The organism is Streptomyces sp. NBC_01571 (assembly GCF_026339875.1).
Lineage (GTDB): Bacteria > Actinomycetota > Actinomycetes > Streptomycetales > Streptomycetaceae > Streptomyces.
Genome location: NZ_JAPEPZ010000001.1, coordinates 1,732,989 through 1,751,512, shown reverse-complemented (window position 1 = coordinate 1,751,512; position 18,524 = coordinate 1,732,989). Strand labels below are relative to the sequence as shown.

The 18,524-nt window shown below is 73.5% G+C and carries 13 protein-coding genes and 1 pseudogene; 7 read left to right on the top strand and 7 right to left on the bottom strand.

Features of this window, described 5'->3' with window-relative positions; all coding sequences use genetic code 11:
* The first annotated feature begins 65 nt into the window (after positions 1–65).
* The 3 genes from OHB41_RS07975 to OHB41_RS07965 all read left to right on the top strand — a co-directional run bounded on the left by OHB41_RS07975 (position 66) and on the right by OHB41_RS07965 (position 5,034).
* Positions 66–692, top strand: coding sequence for a YigZ family protein (locus tag OHB41_RS07975; protein WP_266697253.1), 627 nt, complete (start codon positions 66–68; stop codon positions 690–692).
* Between the two features lie 69 nt (positions 693–761).
* On the top strand, positions 762–1,925 hold the full coding sequence (locus OHB41_RS07970; protein ID WP_266697252.1) for an exonuclease SbcCD subunit D: 1,164 nt from the start codon (positions 762–764) through the stop codon (positions 1,923–1,925).
* A gap of 106 nt (positions 1,926–2,031) precedes the next feature.
* The gene (locus OHB41_RS07965) at positions 2,032–5,034 is read left to right on the top strand and encodes an AAA family ATPase (protein WP_266697251.1); all 3,003 of its coding nucleotides are present in this window, start codon (positions 2,032–2,034) and stop codon (positions 5,032–5,034) included.
* Positions 5,035–5,183: 149 nt separating this feature from the next.
* Here OHB41_RS07965 and OHB41_RS07960 read toward each other — a convergent pair whose 3' ends face one another.
* Positions 5,184–5,630, bottom strand: coding sequence for an Lrp/AsnC family transcriptional regulator (locus tag OHB41_RS07960; protein WP_266697250.1), 447 nt, complete (start codon positions 5,628–5,630; stop codon positions 5,184–5,186).
* Between the two features lie 94 nt (positions 5,631–5,724).
* On the opposite strand from OHB41_RS07960, the gene OHB41_RS07955 reads away from it, so the two are divergent.
* Positions 5,725–6,246, top strand: a complete 522-nt coding sequence (locus OHB41_RS07955) for a rhodanese-like domain-containing protein (RefSeq protein ID WP_266697249.1) — start codon at positions 5,725–5,727, stop codon at positions 6,244–6,246.
* 119 nt (positions 6,247–6,365) lie between these two features.
* Here OHB41_RS07955 and OHB41_RS07950 read toward each other — a convergent pair whose 3' ends face one another.
* Both OHB41_RS07950 and OHB41_RS07945 read right to left on the bottom strand, forming a co-directional pair.
* Positions 6,366–8,057, bottom strand: a complete 1,692-nt coding sequence (locus OHB41_RS07950) for a DUF885 domain-containing protein (protein ID WP_266697248.1) — start codon at positions 8,055–8,057, stop codon at positions 6,366–6,368.
* Between the two features lie 63 nt (positions 8,058–8,120).
* On the bottom strand, positions 8,121–8,627 hold the full coding sequence (locus OHB41_RS07945; protein ID WP_266697247.1) for an Lrp/AsnC family transcriptional regulator: 507 nt from the start codon (positions 8,625–8,627) through the stop codon (positions 8,121–8,123).
* Here OHB41_RS07945 and OHB41_RS07940 point away from each other — a divergent pair.
* Positions 8,589–10,019: a trans-sulfuration enzyme family protein gene (locus OHB41_RS07940; RefSeq protein ID WP_266697246.1), complete on the top strand. Its 1,431-nt coding sequence runs from the start codon at positions 8,589–8,591 to the stop codon at positions 10,017–10,019. The two genes, OHB41_RS07945 and OHB41_RS07940, sit on opposite strands and share 39 nt — an antisense overlap.
* Positions 10,020–10,101: 82 nt before the next feature.
* Here the strand turns inward: OHB41_RS07940 and OHB41_RS07935 are convergent, their stop codons facing one another.
* The 3 genes from OHB41_RS07935 to pdxR all read right to left on the bottom strand — a co-directional run bounded on the left by OHB41_RS07935 (position 10,102) and on the right by pdxR (position 15,451).
* Complete coding sequence (locus OHB41_RS07935) at positions 10,102–11,592, bottom strand: GNAT family N-acetyltransferase (protein WP_266697245.1); 1,491 nt, start codon at positions 11,590–11,592, stop codon at positions 10,102–10,104.
* 565 nt (positions 11,593–12,157) lie between these two features.
* Positions 12,158–13,756, bottom strand: coding sequence for an alkaline phosphatase D family protein (locus OHB41_RS07930; protein WP_266697244.1), 1,599 nt, complete (start codon positions 13,754–13,756; stop codon positions 12,158–12,160).
* A 213-nt stretch (positions 13,757–13,969) separates the two neighbouring features.
* Positions 13,970–15,451 (bottom strand): MocR-like pyridoxine biosynthesis transcription factor PdxR, encoded by a 1,482-nt coding sequence (gene pdxR, locus OHB41_RS07925; RefSeq protein ID WP_266697243.1) that lies wholly within the window; start codon positions 15,449–15,451, stop codon positions 13,970–13,972.
* On the opposite strand from pdxR, the pseudogene OHB41_RS51990 reads away from it, so the two are divergent.
* Positions 15,442–15,849 (top strand): annotated as a pseudogene (locus OHB41_RS51990) (EamA family transporter); the annotation flags it as partial. The gene pdxR and the pseudogene OHB41_RS51990 sit on opposite strands and share 10 nt — an antisense overlap.
* Positions 15,850–16,404: 555 nt before the next feature.
* Here OHB41_RS51990 and OHB41_RS07915 read toward each other — a convergent pair.
* Complete coding sequence (locus OHB41_RS07915; protein ID WP_266697242.1) at positions 16,405–17,235, bottom strand: alpha/beta fold hydrolase; 831 nt, start codon at positions 17,233–17,235, stop codon at positions 16,405–16,407.
* 247 nt (positions 17,236–17,482) lie between these two features.
* Here OHB41_RS07915 and OHB41_RS07910 point away from each other — a divergent pair, with 247 nt between their 5' ends.
* The gene (locus OHB41_RS07910) at positions 17,483–18,367 is read left to right on the top strand and encodes an RNA polymerase sigma-70 factor (RefSeq protein WP_266697241.1); all 885 of its coding nucleotides are present in this window, start codon (positions 17,483–17,485) and stop codon (positions 18,365–18,367) included.
* Positions 18,368–18,524: the final 157 nt, after the last annotated feature.

Below are 18,524 nucleotides of genomic sequence, written 5' to 3'. Positions count from 1 at the left end.
CCGGAAGACGTCACCCGCGGCCTGCGCCGTCCGGCACGCGCGCGTGCAGCGCATACGCTGGCCGGATGCAGGACGAGTACCGCACCGTGGCCCGCGCGGGTGTGCACGAGACCGAGATCAACCGCTCCCGCTTCCTGTGCGCGCTCGCCCCGGCGGCCACCGAGCAGGAGGCCCAGGACTTCATCGCGGGCGTCCGCAGGCAGCACGCGGACGCCACCCACAACTGTTACGCGTACGTCATCGGAGCCGACGCCGCCGTCCAGCGGGCGAGCGACGACGGCGAACCCGGCGGCACCGCGGGCGTTCCCATGCTCCAGATGCTGCTCCGCCGCGACATGCGGTACGTCGTCGCCGTCGTCACTCGCTACTACGGCGGGGTCAAGCTCGGCGCGGGCGGACTCATCAGGGCGTACGGCGGCTCGGTGGGCGAGGCGCTGGACTCGCTCGGCACACTGACACGCAGACGCTTCCGGCTGGCCACGGTCACCGTGGACCACCAGCGCGCGGGCAAGGTCCAGAACGACCTGCGCGCCACCGGGCGCGAGGTGCGCGACGTGCGCTACGGCGAGGCCGTCACGATCGAGGTCGGACTGCCGGACGCCGACGTGACGGCGTTCCGGGCCTGGCTCGCGGACGCGACGGCCGGGACGGCCGGGTTCGAACTGGGCGGAGAGGCGTACGGGGACGCATAGACGGGCAGCGCGGGCCGATACGGGAGTAGCCGCCCGTGATGTCCGACCCGCCCGTTAGTCTCGGGGATCATGAGGCTTCTGCACACGTCCGACTGGCACCTCGGCCGGGCATTCCACCGGGTGACCATGCTCGGCGCCCAGGCCGGGTTCATCGGCCATCTCGTCACGACCGTGCGCGAGCGCGGCGTCGACGCGGTGGTCGTGTCCGGGGACGTGTACGACCGGGCGGTCCCGCCGCTGGCGGCCGTGGAGCTCTTCGACGACGCCCTGCACCGGCTGGCCGACCTCGGGGTGCCCACGGTGATGATCTCCGGGAACCACGACTCGGCGCGCCGACTCGGCGTCGGAGCCGGGCTGATCGGGCGGGCCGGTATCCACCTGCGGACCGAGCCCTCCGCGGCCGGCACGCCCGTGGTCCTCCGCGACGCCCACGGCGACGTCGCCCTCTACGGCCTGCCGTACCTCGAACCGGCCCTGGTGAAGGACGAGTTCGGGGTGGACAGGGCCGGACACGAGTCCGTGCTAGCCGCCGCCATGGACCGCGTCCGCGCCGACCTCGCCACGCGGCCGCCGGGCACCCGTTCCGTGGTCCTCGCCCACGCCTTCGTCACCGGAGGGGCGGTCAGCGACAGCGAGCGGGACATCACCGTCGGCGGCGTCGCCGCCGTCCCCGCCGGAGTCTTCGACGGCGTCGACTACGTGGCGCTGGGCCACCTGCACGGCAGCCAGACCATCACCGACCGGGTCCGCTACTCCGGCTCCCCGCTGCCGTACTCCTTCTCCGAGGCGGACCACCGCAAGAGCATGTGGCTGGTGGACCTGGGCCCGGACGGCTCGCTCGACGCCGAACGCGTCGACTGCCCCGTGCCCCGGGCACTCGCCCGCGTCCGGGGGCGGCTGGAGGACCTGCTCGCCGACCCGGAGCTGACGCGTCACGAGGAAGCGTGGGTCGAGGCCACCCTCACCGATCCGGTGCGCCCGGCCGAGCCGATGGCCCGGCTGACCGAGCGCTTCCCGCACACCCTCAGCCTGGTCTTCGATCCCGAGCGGGCTCCCGAGGACCCGGACGTCTCGTACGCCCGGCGGCTGGCGGGCCGCAGCGAACAGCAGATCGCCGAGGACTTCGTGACCCATGTGCGCGGCACGGGTCCCGACCCCCGGGAACGGGCCGTGCTGCGGGACGCGTTCGACGCCGTCCACGCCGACGAGGCCGTACGGGAGGTCGCCCGGTGACACCACCACCGCGCGGGTCCGGCGTCGACGCCGCCCACCTCCCCGCCGTCCGCACCGACCGGGACGACTTCGGCGGGGACCGCTTCGACGACAGCAAGGGGGGCCGATGAGGCTGCACCGTCTGGACATCACCGCCTTCGGGCCCTTCGGCACCACCCAGAAGGTCGACTTCGACGAGCTGTCGGCCGCCGGACTCTTCCTGCTGCACGGACCGACGGGCGCGGGCAAGACCTCCGTCCTCGACGCCGTCTGCTACGCGCTGTACGGAGCGGTCCCGGGCGCCCGCCAGAGCGGCCAGGGACTCACCCTGCGCAGCGATCACGCGGCCCCTTCCACCCGCACCGAGATCCGTCTCGAACTCACCGTCGCCGGACGCCGGATGGAGATCACCCGGCAGCCCCCCTGGGCCCGTCCGAAGAAGCGCGGCACGGGCACGACCACCGAAAAGGCCCAGAGCTGGCTGCGCGAGTACGAGGGACCGGCGGGCACCTGGAAGGACCTCAGCCGCTCCCACCAGGAGATCGGCGAGGAGATCACCCAGCTGCTCGGCATGAGCCGTGAGCAGTTCTGTCAGGTCGTGCTGCTGCCCCAGGGCGACTTCGCCCGCTTCCTGCGGGCCGACGCCGAGGCCCGCGGCAAGCTCCTCGGCCGCCTCTTCGACACCCACCGCTTCGCCGAGGTCGAGAAACGCCTCACCGAGCGCCGGCGTGCCGCCGAGGCCGAGGTGCGCGACGGGGACGCCGCGCTGCTCGCAGACGCCCACCGCATGCAGCAGGCCGCCGGGGACATCGCGGAGGTGGCACTGCCCGACCTCGCGCCCGGCGACCCGGGCCTCGCCGAGGCCGTCCTGGCCTGGGCCGCCGTCGCCCGCGGCACGGCCCGCGAGCGGCTGACCCTCGCGCACAGCGCGGTGTCGGCCGCCGAGTCCGCGCAGGCCGCCGCCGACCGCGTACTCGACGACGTACGGGAAGTGGCCCGGCTGCAGCGCCGGTTCACCGAGGCGCGGGAGCGCGCCGCGCGGCTGGAGGAGCGCTCGGACTCCCACCGGGAGGCGCAGGAACGCATGGAGCGGGGCCGCAAGGCCGAGGCGGTGGCCCCCGCCCTCGACCTGCGTGACGCGGGTGAGGCCGAGCACCGGCGCGCTGTCACGGCCGAGGCACACGCGCGTGCCGCCCTCCCGGCGTCCTTCGCCGACGCCGGCGCCCCCGGGCTCGCGGCGGACGCGCGCAGGGCGGCCGAGGAACTGGGCGGCCTGGCCTCGGCCCGCCGGGCCGAGCGCCGGCTCGGCGAACTCACCGAAGAGCGCGCCGGCCTGGACCGCCAGGAGCGTGCCGACGAGGACGTCCTGCAGGACGCCGAGAGCTGGCTCGCCACCTGGGAGACCACCCGCGCCGGCCTCCAGGCACGCATCGAGACCGCGCAGGAGGCCGCCACCCGCGCCGAGCAGCTGGCCGTGCGGCGCGACCCCGCCCGGGCCAGGCTGCGGGCCGCCCGCGAGCGCGACCAGTTCGCCCGGGACACGGACGACGCCCACGAGCGCGCTCTCACCTCCCGCGCCCACGCGACGGAGACGCGCGCCCACTGGCTCGACCTGAAGGAGGAGCGGCTCAAGGGCATCGCCGCGGAGCTCGCCGCCGGACTCGTCGACGGGGATCCCTGCGCCGTCTGCGGCGCCACCGAACACCCGGCGCCCGCGCGGAAGATCGCCGGACATGTCGACCGGGAGACGGAGGAGCGCGCCCTCGCGGTCCATCAGCGCGCCGACGAGAAGGCGACCGAGGACGAGCGCCGGCTCGGCGTCGTACGCGAGGCGCTCGCCGCCGCCTCCGCCGAGGCGGGCGACACACCGACCGATCGACTCGCCGAGCAGGAAGCGGAACTGGAGCGGGAGCACGGCGAGGCACGCGCCGCCGCCTCCGGGCTGCACGCCGCCCGCGAGCGTCTCGCCCAGGCCGAACTCGAACACGAACGACGGGTCGCCGCCCGGCAGAAGGCCGAACTGCGTGCCGCGGCCCGGGTGTCCCACCGCGACACCCTCGACCGCGAACGGGCCCTGCTGGAGGAGGAGTTGACCCAGGCCCGGGGCGCCGCCGAGAGTGTCGCCGCACGCGCCGCGCAGCTTGAGCGGCGGGCCGCCCTGCTCACCGAGGCAGCGGACGCCGTCCGCGCGGCCGAGGACGCCGCGCAGCGGCTCAAGGACGCCGACGCGCGCCTGGCCGACGCGGCCTTCCGCGCCGGGTTCTCCACACCACAGGCCGCGGCCGCCGCGCTGCTCGACAACGCGGCCCACCGAGAGCTGCAACGCCGTCTCGACGCCTGGCAGTCGGAGGAGGCCGCGGTCCGCGCCGTGCTCGCCGAGGCCGACACGACCGCCGCGGCCCGGCGCCCGGCCGTCGATCTGCGGGCGGCCGAACGGTCCGCCGAGGCCGCCGCCCGGCGGCTGCGGGACGCCGCCTCCGCCCAGGACGCGGCCGCCCGGCGCTGCGCCGAACTGGACCGGCTGTCCGCGCGCGCGACCACGTCCGTACGCCGCCTGGGACCGCTGCGCGAGGAATACGACCGGGTGGCGCGCATGGCGGGGCTGGCCGCGGGCACCTCGGCGGAGAACGAACGCAGGATGCGCCTGGAGTCGTACGTCCTCGCCGCCCGCCTGGAACAGGTCGCCGCCGCGGCGACCGTACGGCTTCAGCGCATGTCCTCCGGGCGCTACACCCTCGTCCACTCGGACGACCGTGCGGGCCGCGGCCGCAGCGGGCTCGGACTGCACGTGGTGGACGCGTGGACCGGCCGGGAGCGGGACACGGCGACGCTCTCCGGGGGCGAGACGTTCTTCGCGTCGCTCGCGCTGGCCCTCGGCCTCGCGGACGTCGTCACGGACGAGGCCGGCGGGGTGCGGCTCGACACGCTCTTCATCGACGAGGGCTTCGGCAGCCTCGACGACCAGACCCTCGACGAGGTCCTCGACGTGCTCGACTCGCTGCGGGAGCGCGACCGCAGCGTCGGCATCGTCAGCCATGTCGCCGACCTGCGGCGCCGTATCCACGCTCAGCTGGAGGTCGTGAAGGGGAGAACGGGATCGGTCGTACGGCAGCGGGGCGTCCAGGACTGAGACGCCGGTCCCGTGGCGAGTGCCCCGGGTCGACACCGCCGTGCCTGGTCGGTGGGGCAGTGCGCCGGGTTGTCACCGCCGTGCCTGGTCGGTGGGGCAGTGCGCCGGGTTGTCACCGCCGTGCCTGGTCGGTGGGGCAGTGCGCCGGGTCAGTGCCCCAGAGGGCGCCGGGGCAGCGGCGAGGAGTAGACGACGCTCGTCGTCACCGAACCCAGCGTGCCGATCCTGCCCGAGATCTCCTCCAGGTGACTCATCGAGCGGGCCGCGACCTTGATGACGAAGCAGTCGTCGCCGGTGACGTGGTGGGCCTCCAGTATCTGGGGCGTCGCGTCGACGAGGTCATGGAACGGCTTGTAGTTGCCGTTCGGGTAGCGCAGGCGGACGAAGGCGAGGATCGGCAGGCCGATGTTCTCCGGGGCCACGACGGCCGCGTACCCCTGGATGACGCCTGCCTCCTCCAGCCGCCGCACCCGCTCGGTGACCGCGCTCGCGGACATCGAGACGGCACGGGCCAGCTCCGCGAAACTGACCCTTCCCTCCCGCTGGAGGACGTCGAGGATGCGCCAGTCGGTGGCGTCCGGGGAATACGTGGTCATCAGCGAGGAATAGCAGGGAGATCCCCGGCGGATCAAGAGGGAGGCCGTGGATCACCACTTCAGGAACGGGATCACCACACGTAGGTTTCCGGTCATGAGACCCCTGACACCCGTGACACCTGTGGCATCCCTGACGAGCGGTCCGCCGGCCACGACGAACGCCGTGCTGCGCGTCGCCCCGGCCTCTCCGGCCGAGGCCGCCGCCCACTTCGGCGCGAGCCTCGCCTTCCACGCCGACGTGTCCGACGTCGCCTCCGCGCTCGCGGCCGGCGGGGACCCCGGCTTCGTCGTCCTCGACTCCCGTTCCACCGAGTCGTGGGACCAGGGGCACGTACCCGGCGCGATCCATCTGCCGACCGTGCTCGTCGCCGAGCAGGCCGAGCGGCTCCTCGACAGGTCGGTGCCCGTCGTCACCTACTGCTGGGGACCCGGCTGCAACGGCGCGACCCGCGCCGCCCTCACCCTCGCCGAACTCGGCTTCCAGGTGAAGGAGATGCTCGGCGGCTTCGAGTACTGGGTGCGTGAGGGCTTCGAGTTCGAGACCTGGGAGGGGCGGGAGCGGCACGCGCCGGACCCGTTGACAGCGCCCGTGGGCGCGGAGGACTGCGGCTGTTGAGCGGGGGCGGATCCGCCCGGCCCGCCTGAGACCGCCGACGGCGGCCGGGCCCCGGCGATGGCCCCGGGTTGTGGGGACCGAGCCGCCGTGAGTCCGTGCCCGGCTGCCGTCGGTGGCGGTCAGAGCCGGGACAACTCGTCCACCAGGTCGTCCAGGCCCAGCGAGCCCTGCGACAGTGCCGCCATGTGCCACGCCTTCGCGTCGAAGTCGTCCCCGTGGCGCCGCTGCGCGTTCGCGCGGCCCTGCAGCCAGGCCCGCTCACCGAGCTTGTAGCCGATGGCCTGACCGGGGATCGAGAGATAGCGGGTCAGCTCGCTCTCGACGAAGTCCGCGGGCCGGCTGCTGTGCGCGCCGAAGAACTCCTCCGCCAGTTCGGGCGTCCAGCGCTCGCCGGGGTGGAAGGGAGAGTCCGCCGGGATCTCCAGCTCCAGGTGCATACCGATGTCGACGATCACCCGGGCCGCGCGCATCATCTGCGCGTCCAGGTAGCCGAGGCGCTGCTCGGCGTCCGCGAGGAAGCCCAGCTCGTCCATCAGCCGCTCCGCGTACAGCGCCCAGCCCTCGCAGTTGGCGCTCACGAGGCCGACGGTCGCCTGGTAGCGGGAGAGGTCCTCGACGACGTGCACCCACTGCGCGAGCTGGAGGTGGTGCCCGGGAACGCCCTCGTGGTACCAGGTCGAGACGAGGTCGTACACGGGGAACCTGGTCTGCCCCATCGTGGGCAGCCAGGTCTGGCCGGGCCGGGAGAAGTCCGACGACGGCGCGGTGTAATAAGGAGCCGCGGCACCGCCCGGCGGCGCGATCCGGGACTCCACCCTCCGTACCGGCTCGGCGAGTTCGAAGTGCGTGCCGTCGAGAGCGTCGATCGCCTGGTCCATCAGGCCCTGCAGCCACGTCTGGACCTCGTCGACACCCTCGATGTGCCTGCCGTGCTCGTCCAGGTACGCGAGCGCCACCCAGGGCGTCCCGGCACCGGGCAGGATCTTCTCGGCCTCGGTCCTCATCTCGGCGAGCAGCCGGTGGTACTCGGCCCAGCCGTACGCGTACGCCTCGTCGAGATCGAGGTCCGTACCGTTGAAGTAGCGCGCCCAGCGCGCGTACCGCTCCCGGCCCACCGTGTTCGGCGCGCCCTGGATCGTGGGCGCGTACACGTCGCGCATCCAGTCGCGCAGCTCCACCAGGGCCCGGGTGGCCGTCCGCGCGGCGGTGTCCAGCTCGTCGCGCCGGGAGTCGGGGCCCGCGGACACGAAGTCCTCGAACCAGGCGCGGCCGTGCTCGTCCGGGGAGGACCACTCGGTGAGCTGGTCGACGAAGGTCGCGGTGGGGCGTGGACCCGCGTAGAGCTTGCGCTCCAGGCCGAGGGCGAGGGACTCGCGGTACCCGGCCAGCGCGGCCGGCACGGCGCGCAGCCGCTCGGCGATCGCCGCCCAGTCCTCGTCCGTCGCGGTCGGCGCGATGCTGAACACCTGCCGGACGGCGTGCGCGGCGGTGTGCATGTTGCCGACGGCCCGCAGCCCCTCCTCGGCGTCGTGCACGGCCAGTTCGGCGGTCAGGCGCTCGCGCAGCAGCCGCGCGCAGCGGCGCTCGGAATCGCTGTCCGCGCCCGGCTGCCGTTCCGCCTCGTCGAGGCGGGCGAGAGTCGCCCGCGCCAGTTCCGCGAGGGCCTGCTGCCCCGCGGGCGAGGGATCAGGGAGCCTGCCTGCGCTCTCCTTCACACCGAGGTACGTACCGAGGACCGGGTCGAGGGCGATGAGGTCGTCGACATACGCGTCGGCGACCTCGCGGGGCAGCGGATTCTTCGTCTCTGACATGCCGACATCCTCATACGGGAACAGGCGTCACGTCAGCCCGTCACAGCGGGCTTTTGGTCCGCATCAGCCCGATTTCGCTGTGGGCGTCGCTCCCGGCCCGGCAGGCGGCAGGAGCGGACCGCAGTCCCACTGCTGGAAGATCAACCGGGTCTCCACACGGGCCACTTCACGCCGGGAGGTGAACTCGTCGAGAACCAGGCGCTGCAGGTCGGCCATGTCCGCGACCGCGACCTGCACGAGGTAGTCGTCGGGACCGGTGAGATGGAAGACCGTCCGCGACTCCGGGAGCGCCCTGATCCGGTCCACGAACGGACCCACCAGCTCCCTGCGGTGCGGCCTGACCTGTACGGACAGCAGCGCCTCCAGGCCCCGGCCGAGCTTCGCCGGATCGAGCCGCAGCTGATGGCCGAGGATGACTCCCGCGCGGCGCAGCCGCGTCACCCGGTCCAGGCAGGTCGAGGGCGCGACCCCGACCTGCGCGGCGAGATCGCGGTACGTCGTCCGGGCGTCGTTCTGCAGCAGTCGCAGCAGATGAAGATCCACCGGATCGAGTACGACGGAATCGGCCATGGCCCGAACGTAACACGGGTTCCGGCGCCGCGTCCCCGGTCGGTGTTCAGGCTGCTGTGCATGGACTTCGGCGGAGATGACATGGACGCGGACATACGCGGCACGCGCGACACCGGCATCGGTTCCGGCAGCGGCCCCGGGCTCACCGGCCCCGGGCTCACCGGCACGGGGATCCCCGGCCCGCGGGGTGATTCCCGCACCCGTACGCGCGCTCTGGCCACCGAGGCCGTGCACGCGGGGCGGGAGGACCTCGCCCGGAAGGGGCTGCACGCCGCACCGATCGATCTGTCGACCACCTATCCCTCGTACGACAGCCGGGGCGAAGCCGCCCGCATCGACGCGTTCGCGGCCGACGGCGCCGAACCGGAGGGTCCGCCCGTCTACGGCCGCCTCGGCAACCCGACCGTCGCGCGCTTCGAGACCGCCCTCGCCCGGCTCGAGGGAACCGAGAGCGCGGTCGCGTTCGCCAGCGGTATGGCCGCGCTGAGCGCCGTCCTGCTCGTACGCAACGCGATGGGCCTGCGCCACGTCGTCGCGGTGCGCCCCCTGTACGGATGCAGCGACCACCTGCTCACCGCCGGGCTGCTCGGCTCCGAGGTGACCTGGGTCGACCCGGCGGGCATCGAGGACGCCCTGCGCCCCGACACCGGACTGGTCATGGTCGAGTCCCCGGCCAACCCGACGCTCGCCGAGATCGACCTGCGCGCCGTCGCGCACGCCTGCGGTTCCGTGCCGCTCCTCGCCGACAACACCTTCGCCACGCCGGTGCTGCAACGCCCCGCCGAGCAGGGCGCGCGTCTGGTCCTGCACAGCGCCACCAAGTACCTGGGCGGGCACGGGGACGTCATGGCCGGAGTGGTCGCCTGCGACGAGGAGTTCGCCGGGCGGCTGCGCCAGGTGCGGTTCGCCACCGGTGGCGTCCTGCATCCGCTGGCCGGGTATCTGCTGCTGCGGGGACTGTCGACCCTGCCGGTACGGGTCCGGGCCGCCTCCGCGAGCGCCGCGGAACTCGCCGGCCGGCTCGGCACCGACCCCCGCGTCGCCCGCGTCCACTACCCGCGGATCGGCGGCGCCATGATCGCCTTCGAGGTGCACGGTGACCCGCACGAGGTCATCGCCGGGGTCCGGCTGATCACCCCCGCGGTCAGTCTCGGCAGCGTCGACAGCCTGATCCAGCACCCGGCGTCCATCAGCCACCGCATCGTCGCCGAGGGCGACCGTCGCGGCGCGGGCGTGAGCGACCGCCTGCTGCGCCTGTCGGTCGGGCTGGAGGACGTCGAGGACCTGTGGGCCGACCTGGACGACGCGCTGGGACGCGCGACGGAGGTACGTACGGCGGGGGGAGAGGGCCGGAACCTGCGGGCGGAACACGCGGGTTCGGCCACCGGGTGACGGGGTGAGGCCCCGGGCGAGGTGCCCGGGGCCTCCCGAGAGGTGCGAGGACCGGTGGTGGGGAAGGCTGCCTGTCGTGGCCCTAGTCCCGGGTGACCCGCTCACCGCGCGGTGACCCGTGCCGGCCCTGCTCCTGCCCCTGGACGTACGGGAGCGGGGACGTCACCGGTGCCGTGTCCAGGCGCGCGGTGATCACGAGGGTGCCCTCCTCGATCTGGTAGTCGAGAGGGAGGTCGAGGCTCCGCATCGCGGCGACCATCCCGGTGTTGGAGGCCTGCGTGACGGCGTACACGCTCTCGCACCCCGCCTCGACCGCCATCGCCACCAGACGGCCGAGCAGTTCGCCACCGATACCGCGGCGCTGCCAGTCGTCCTCCACGAGCAGTGCGATCTCGGTCTCGTCACCGTCCCAGAGGAGATGGCCGAGCCCGACCATGCGCCCCGACGGCGTCCGGACGGCGAGAGTGCGGCCGAAGCGCGGGCTGAGCAGGTGGTTCAGATAGCGGTCCGCGTCCCCGACCGGCCCGTGGTACCGCATGGTCAGCGTGCGCGACGAGCAGCGCTCGTGCATCGCCTTCGCGGCCTCCAGGTCGGACACGTCGGCGCGGCGCACGGTGATCTCGTTGCCCTCGGGCAGCGTCAGCATGTCCTGGCCCCTGGGGATACGCGGACCCAGGCGCGCGTCCAGCTCGACCAGGGCCCGTGCCCGCGCGAACTCGGTCGGCGTGAACGGCAGGTACGGCCGCTCCACGGTGATCACCCCACCTTCCGGTGCGCGCAACCGCATCACCGTGTCCTCCAGCGCTCCTTCGACCGGCGCGCCTTCCTCCGCCCGGCCCGACCCAGGAGACCTGGCGGGCAGCGAACGAATGGTGCACCGTCCGAGCAACTGCCGGAGGGCCAGTGGAAGTTCCGCCGCGTCCAGAGCCGTGCGCGTGGCCAGGCCGAGTACGCGGGTGGGCGCGTCCACCAGGTCGTGGGCGTCGGCCCGCTCGATCCAGGTGCCGGTGCCGCCCGCCCGGGAGAGCGCGCGGGTGATCTCGGACGCGGCCAGCCCCGCGGGCGCGCGGAGCAGGAACTCGTCCACCGTTCCCTCCGCGAGCGGGTGTGTCTGCAGGCTGAGGATGTCGACCTGCCGGTGCGCCAGCGCCGTGCACAGCGCGGCCAGCGAACCCGGCTCGTCCTTGACCGTCGTCCGCATCCGCCACAGCACGGTCGCCCCGACGGCGGCCTCCGGCGCCGCCCCGGACCGCTTGGCCTCCTCGGCCTCCTCGCTCTCCTCGGCCTTCTCGGGCCGCCCGGACCGCCGCCCGTCGGCGGGCGTCCGGGCACCGGTATGGTCCGGCGGCGGCGCGTGACCGTGGCGGCGTGCCCACCAGGTGTGGAATCCGGCCGTGGCGACCAGGGCGGCGGCCGAGATCACCAGCAGGGCCGGCCCGTCGGGGCCGTGCCCGATCAGGTTGGCGACGGCGTCCGCCACCGCGACGGCCGTGAACAGCGCGGCGAGCTCGACGAGGTCCCGCCGCCAGTGGTGCACAGGACGACCGTGCTTCGCACGGGTCACATCAGACATGTCTGGAGTCATGGAGCCACTGTGAAGGAGTGGTGTTGCGTGATCACGAACGGTCTGTGACTGATCGGTAAAGTGTCCTTCTATCCCTTTTGTAGTTCTTTTTGCGGTTGTTTTGCCTCCTTCGGAGCACCTGAGTTACGCACCTGGTCATTCGGCCCACCGCGGGGCCGGTGCGGTCCGGCGCCGACGAGCCTGTGTCACACCATTGGACGAGTCACCTCGGTCAGCCGTCTGCGCGAGCTGGACGCGATCACCTCGCGCCCCGGACCGCTCGGCGGACTCCACGGCGAACGGCCGGGCGAACCGGCGGCGACCGGAGGGCCGCACCTCCGCGACCGGGAGAAGCTCGGAAGGCATCATCTGAGGCAAGGTCAGCAAGCCTGCGGGGAGCGGCGGTTGGCGCTCGGAGCCGGGCGGGGGTGCGCTGCGCGAGGTCTCGAGTCCCGGGCGCGCCGCCCGGGACGGGCCCGTCGCGTGGGGGCGGCCACGCGGGCGCGCACCGGGGGATGACTCCGGTGCGCGACCCGACATGTCGAGGGTACGGGAGTATGGAGGGGCCGTGGAGCTACTGCCCCACACGTCCCGGCTGGAGCACCTGGGTGAACAGCACGCTGCCGTCCTGTTCCCGCAGACGCACCGTCAACTCCCCGCTGTCGCCGTCGATGTCGACCTCACCGAAGAACTGGTAGCCCTCGGCCGGCGAGACGTTGGAGGCCGTCGGCGCCTTGACGAAGACCCGGTCCGGTCCGAAGGTGCCGTCGAGGGCGCTCGCCGGGAAGGCGCCCGCGTTGAGCGGTCCGGAGACGAACTCCCAGAAGGGCTCGAAGTCCTTGAACGCGGCCCGCGACGGGTGGTAGTGCTGTGCCGAGGTGTGGTGCACGTCGGCCGTCAGCCACACCGTTCCGGTGATCCCGCGGTGCTTGATGAACCGGAGCAGCTCCGCGATCTGCAGTTCGCGGCCGAGCGGAGCGCCCGGGTCGCCCTGGGCGACGGCCTCGAAGTTCGGCTTGCCCTCGTTCGGGTCGGGCACGACCAGCCCGAGCGGCATGTCGTTGGCGATCACCTTCCACACCGCGCGCGACGCGGCCAGTTCGCGCTTGAGCCACTCCAGCTGTGCACGCCCGAGGATGCCCTGCGGGTCGGTGGTCTGGCCGTCGGGCGAGTTGGCGTTCCGGTAGGTGCGCATGTCCAGCACGAACACGTCCAGGAGCGGGCCGTGGTGGACGGTCCGGTAGATCCTGCCGTCCGGGCGCCCGCTGATCGTGGAGATCGGGAAGTACTCGGAGAAGGCACGCCGGGAGTGGACCGCCAGGTCGTCGAGAGCGGTACCGGCCGGGTAGGGCGTGCCGGTCCCGATGACCTCCCCGGGGTACCAGTTGTTGCGGACCTCGTGGTCGTCCCACTGGATGATGTTCGGCACCTGGGCGTTGAAGCGGCGCAGCGCGGAGTCCAGCAGGTTGTAGCGGAAGTTGCCCCGGTAGTCGGCCAGGGTGACCGCGACGTGCGACTTCTCCTCGGTGGTGACGCTGCGGTAGACGCTGCCGTCCGGAAGCGGTGCGGTGGCCGCGATCGGGCCGTCGGCGTAGATGTTGTCGCCGCTGCACAGGAAGAAGTCCGGGTCCACCTTCGCCATGGCGTCGAAGATCCGGTAGCCGCCGATCGACTCGTTGATGCCCCAGCCCTGTCCGGCCAGGTCGCCGGACCAGACGAACCGCACGTCCCGACGCCGCTTCGCGGGTGCGGTGCGGAAGGTGCCCGTCACCGGCTCGCCGGTACGCCGTGGGTCGTCGGCGTCGGCGAGCAGGACGCGGTAGTGGATCTGCTCGCCCGCGGGCAGCCCGCGCAGCCGTGTCGTACCGGTGAAGTCCGTGTCCGCGCCGAGCAGCGGACCGTGCCATCTGCGCGGGTTGCGGAACGATTCGGTGGCGGACGTCTCGACGATCATCCGGGCCGGCCGGTCGGAACGGACCCACACCAGACCGGAGTCGGCGGTCACGTCCCCGGCCTGGACGCCCCACCCGGCCTTCGGCCGTCCGGACAGGGCCAGCGCCGGGGCGGCGCCGAGCGCGGTGGGCAGTGTCAGTGCGGCCGAGGCGGCCAGCGTGCCGCGCAGCACGCTGCGGCGGCCGGGGAGCGGAAGGGGGCCTTGCGTACGGTGTGACATGAATGCGCCTCCAGGGACGGATTCGGCCGGTGTGCAAGGCCACAACTACTGGTGCGCCGCAGCGCGTACGGAAACCGCGAGTGAACAACTGGCCCTGCGGGCAAGGGGGTCGGCTGCCGTCCCCCGGTCCCACGTGCATCGACCCGTACCTGTGCAGGCAGGTGAGCCGGGACTCTCACGCGAACCCGCGTCCGACCTCCCCGCCCGAGCCGCTCACCCGGCCGTCCCGGCCCGCACCGCCTCCGCCAGCAGCCGTACGCCTTCGCGGATCCGCGCGGGGGACCGGTGCGCGTAACCGAGGACCAGACGCAGGCCACCCGCCTCCACGACCCGCTCGTAGTCCGTCAGCGGACGCACCGCCACCCCGGCCGCGGTGGCCCGCGGCAGGAACTCGTCCGGCGGCCCGTACCGTTCGGGCAGCGCGGCGATGACGTGCAGACCCGCCGCGACCCCGGACACCTCCGTGCCGGGAAAGTGCTCCGCGAGGGCGGCGACGAGGGCGTCCCGCCGTTCCCGGTAGGCGCGCCGGCAGCGGCGCAACTGCCGGTCGTAGTCGCCCCGTTCCACGAAACGGGCCAGGAGCGCCTGGTCGACGACGGGGTTGCCCAGATCCATGGTGCGCTTGCGGGCGACGACCTCCGCGGCGAGTGACGCCGGTACGAGCAGCCAGCCGAGCCGCAGACCGGGCGCGAGCGACTTGCTGACCGACCCGGTGTAGGCGACCCGTTCGGGATCGAGCCCCTGAAGTGCCCCTACGGGAGCCCGGTCGTAGCGGAAGTCCCCGTCGTAGTCGTCCTCGATGACCAGCCCCTCCACCGAGCGTGCCCAGTCGAGGAGTTCGGCGCGGCGCCGCGCGGAGTACGCGATCCCCGAAGGGAACTGATGGGCGGGCGTCGTCACCACCGCCCGTACGCCCGACGCCCGCAGCGGTCCCATGGCCAGCCCCTCCCCGTCCAGGGGCAGCGGTACGGTGCCGACCGCGGCCGAGGCGTACAGGGCACCGTGCTCGGGGCTGCCGGGGTCCTCGACGCCGACGGCGCGCACCCCGCGCGCGTGGAGCGCGAATCCGAGCAGTGTCATCGCCTGCGCGACCCCGGACACCACGACGACGCGCTCCGGGTCCGCGACCACGCCACGGCGTCGCACGAGCAGTTCCGCCACGGCGGTGCGCAGCCGGGGCAGACCCCGGGGATCCGGGTAGCCCAGGGCGTGGTGCGGCAGTTCGGCGAGCACCCCGCGCTGGGTGGCGGCCCAGGCGGCGCGCGGGAAGAGGGACAGGTCCGGTGTCCCGGGAAGGAAGTCGGTGCCGGCCCCGGTGGGGCGTGGGGCGAGATCGCGGGCGGCCGGGAGGCCCGCTCGCACGGCGTCGCCGACCCAGGTCCCCGCGCCCCGGTCGCTGCGCAGATACCCCTCCGCGGTCAACTGTTCGTACGTGTCGGTGACCAGCCCCCGCGACACACCGAGATCGACGGCCAGCTCACGGCTGGACGGCAACCGGGTACCCGGCGCCAGCCGGCCCGTACGGACCGCCTCCCGCAGCGCGGCCTGAAGAGCGCGGCCACGCGCGCGTGCCGGTGCCGAAGCGGCCGGCAGGAGCAGTTCCCAGGCGGCGGTCCACAGGGCGGGACCCGCCGGGGCGGGGGCACCCGGGGCGGCGTCGTCCGACTCGCCGTGACTGGTCCCCGATGGCGTCATGGAAGTGGACCTTAAACCGGACCGCGGTCCTTCGTAGCGTCACCGCCATGAACGCCACCACCAAGGGGTCGCTGCTCGCCGCCCTCGCCTGTGTCCTCGTCGGAGGGTCCTTCACCGCCAACAGTGTTCTGGGCCACTACCCGTACGCGGGCGGCCAGTTCCTGCGCTACGGCCTCGCCTGCGCGCTGCTGCTGCCCCTGGCCGGCCGGAACGGCACGGCACCGCTGCGCCGTCTCGCGCCCCGTCAGTGGGTGCGGCTCGCGCTGCTCGCGGCCGTGGGCATGGTCGGCTTCAACCTCGCCGTGCTCGCGGCGGAACACACGGCGGAACCGGTTGTCCCCGGGGTCCTCGTGGGCTGTGCCCCGGTCGTCGTGGCCGTGCTCGTCCCCCTCGCCGAGGGTCGCCGTCCGCGGCGCCGGGTCCTGTCCGGGGCGACGCTCGTCGCGCTGGGCGCCGCCACCGTCCAGGGCTGGGGCCGTACCGACGGCGTGGGCGTCGCGTGGTCCGTGTGCGCGCTGGCCGGCGAGGTGGGCTTCGCGGTCCTCGCCGTGCCCGTGCTGCGCCCGCTGGGCCCACGGCTCCTGTCGGCCACCGTGTGCGGGATCGCCGCACTCGGGTCGGCGGCGGCCGGGATCCTCACCAGCGGCGGCGGATGGCTGCGGACGCCGGACGCCGCCGAGGCCACCGCGCTGCTGTGGCAGGCGGTGGTGGTCACGGTCGTCGGCTTCGTGGCCTGGTACATGGGCGTGCAGCGCATCGGCGCGGAGCGCGCGACGCTCTTCTCCGGCCTCATCCCCGTCGCGGCGGCCTGGACCGCGCCGCTCGTCGGCACGGGCACGTACGGCGCCGCGCAGGCCGTCGGCAGCGTGCTGGTCGGTACGGGGGTCGCCCTCGGCTCCGGAGCACGGGGGCTCCGCGCCGGGAGACGCGTCCCGGCCGCCGACGCGCCGTGGTCAGCGGCTGCCGTCGAGAATGACGCGGGCGACGAGCGCGGGGTCGTCGTTCATCGGGACGTGCCCGCAGCCGGGCAGCCGCACCAGCCGGGCCCGCGGAATGATCTGCTTGGCGCGGATCCCCTGCCGGCGCACCAGCAGCCGGTCCCGGGTACCCCAGGCCACGGTGACGGGCAGTCCCGGGACGTCGTCCGTGAACTGGACGCTGATACCGGCCCGCAGCGTCTCGGCGAATCCCTCGGCATGGGCCAGCGCAAGGGTCTCGGCGACGACGGCCTCGGGTGAACGGCGGCCGGGCCGGGCGTAGATGGTGCTCGTCAGGGCGGCCCGCCCGGCCGCCGTGCGCGAGAGGCGTTCGACCGCGGGGAGCGGCAGGCGTCGCGCGCCCAGCCGCATCGCCATCAGCACTCCGAAGGCGTACCGCCGCTCGGCCGTCGTCCAGAAACCGGCGGGCGACAGGGCGGTGACGGACCGTACGAGCTTCTCGCGGCCCAGTTCCAGGGCCAGGAGTCCGCCCAGCGAGTTGCCCGCCACATGCGGACGGTCGAGCTCCAGCGCCTCGCACAGCGCGCCGAGCACGGGTACCACCGTGCCGAGGTCGTGCGTGAGTCCGTCGGGCAGCGCGGGGGACGCGCCGAATCCGGGCAGGTCGACGGCTATCACCTCGCGCTCGGCGGCCAGGATGTGGACGACCGGGTCCCAGGCCTGCCGGTGGTGACCGATGCCGTGCAGCAGGAGCAGCGGTTCTCCGGTGCCCACGCGCGCGTAGGACACGGTCACGGTCTTCGGGCCGTGCGCGGAGGGGAGGCTGAAGGAGACCGTGGCGGACATGATGCTGCTCCTCGTCTGGTGGCACACTGCCGGAACCAACGTCGTAGACAGCTTGTCAGCAACCGCTACCGACGGGTAGCCCCCGGTGGCCGGGAACCGCGCGACACACGCGCGTGTCCGCCGTACCGCCGTCCCGAGCACGCCCGTCAACTCCCCCCGCACAGCTCCGGATCGGCCTGCCGGCGCGCCGCACCGGCGGAGCCCGTGCCGCCTGGACAGGACGGGACGCGTCGGCTGGGATGGAGCAGTGACCACCGATGCCGCTACCGAGGTCTTCGAAGAACACCGCTCCGTCCTCACGGGCGTCGCCTACCGCATGCTGGGGCGGGTGGCCGACGCGGAGGACGTGGTCCAGGAGGCCTGGCTCCGCTGGTCGGGCGCGGACCGGAGCGAGGTCCGCGAACCGCGCGGCTACCTGGTGCGCGTCACCACCCGGCTCGCCATCGACCGGCTGCGCCAGGTTCAGGCGCGCAAGGAGGCGTACGTGGGCCCGTGGCTCCCCGAACCGTACGTCACCGACTTCGGGAACAGCGTCGAGGACACCGCCGAGCGGGCCGTGCTCGCCGACTCCGTGTCGCTCGCCGTCCTCGTCGTCCTGGAGTCCCTGTCACCCCTGGAACGCGCCGTGTTCGTACTCAGGGAGGCATTCGGCTTCCCGTACGCGGAGATCGCCGCCGTCCTGGACCGCGGCGAGCCGGCCGTGCGCCAGCTCGCCGGGCGGGCCCGCAAGCACGTCGGGGAAAGGCGCCCGCGCTACGAGGTCGACCCGGCCGAACGCCGTGATCTGACCGAGCGGTTCCTCGCCGCGGCGGCGGAGGGGGACCTGGAGGGGCTCATGTCCCTGCTGGCCCCGGACGTCCGGCTGGTCGGCGACAGCGGTGGTCTGTCCAAGGCGCCGCTGCGGGTCATCGAAACGGCCGACAAGGTCGCCCGCTTCCTGCTCGGCGCCGCGCGGAAGGGCGCCCCCGACCTCTCGTTCCGCCTCCTGGAGCTCAACGGCGGCGCGGCGCTGCTGGCCCTGTCCGGCGACAAGCCCGACAGCGTCTTCCAGCTCGACGTCGTGGACGGCCGGATCCAGTGCGTCTACATCGTGCGCAACCCGGAGAAGCTGGTGTCCCTGGGCGACCGGTAGTCGCACCGCCCCCTTACCAGCCGAAAGCCCCTGTTCTGCGGACGGGGGCTTTCGGCGTCATGTCACGAACATCGCCCAGCGCGAACGGTCTGTGAACGCTCCGCGGCACCCCGCCTATGCAATCCGTAAGGGATCGAGGATTGGTCTTGACCAAGGG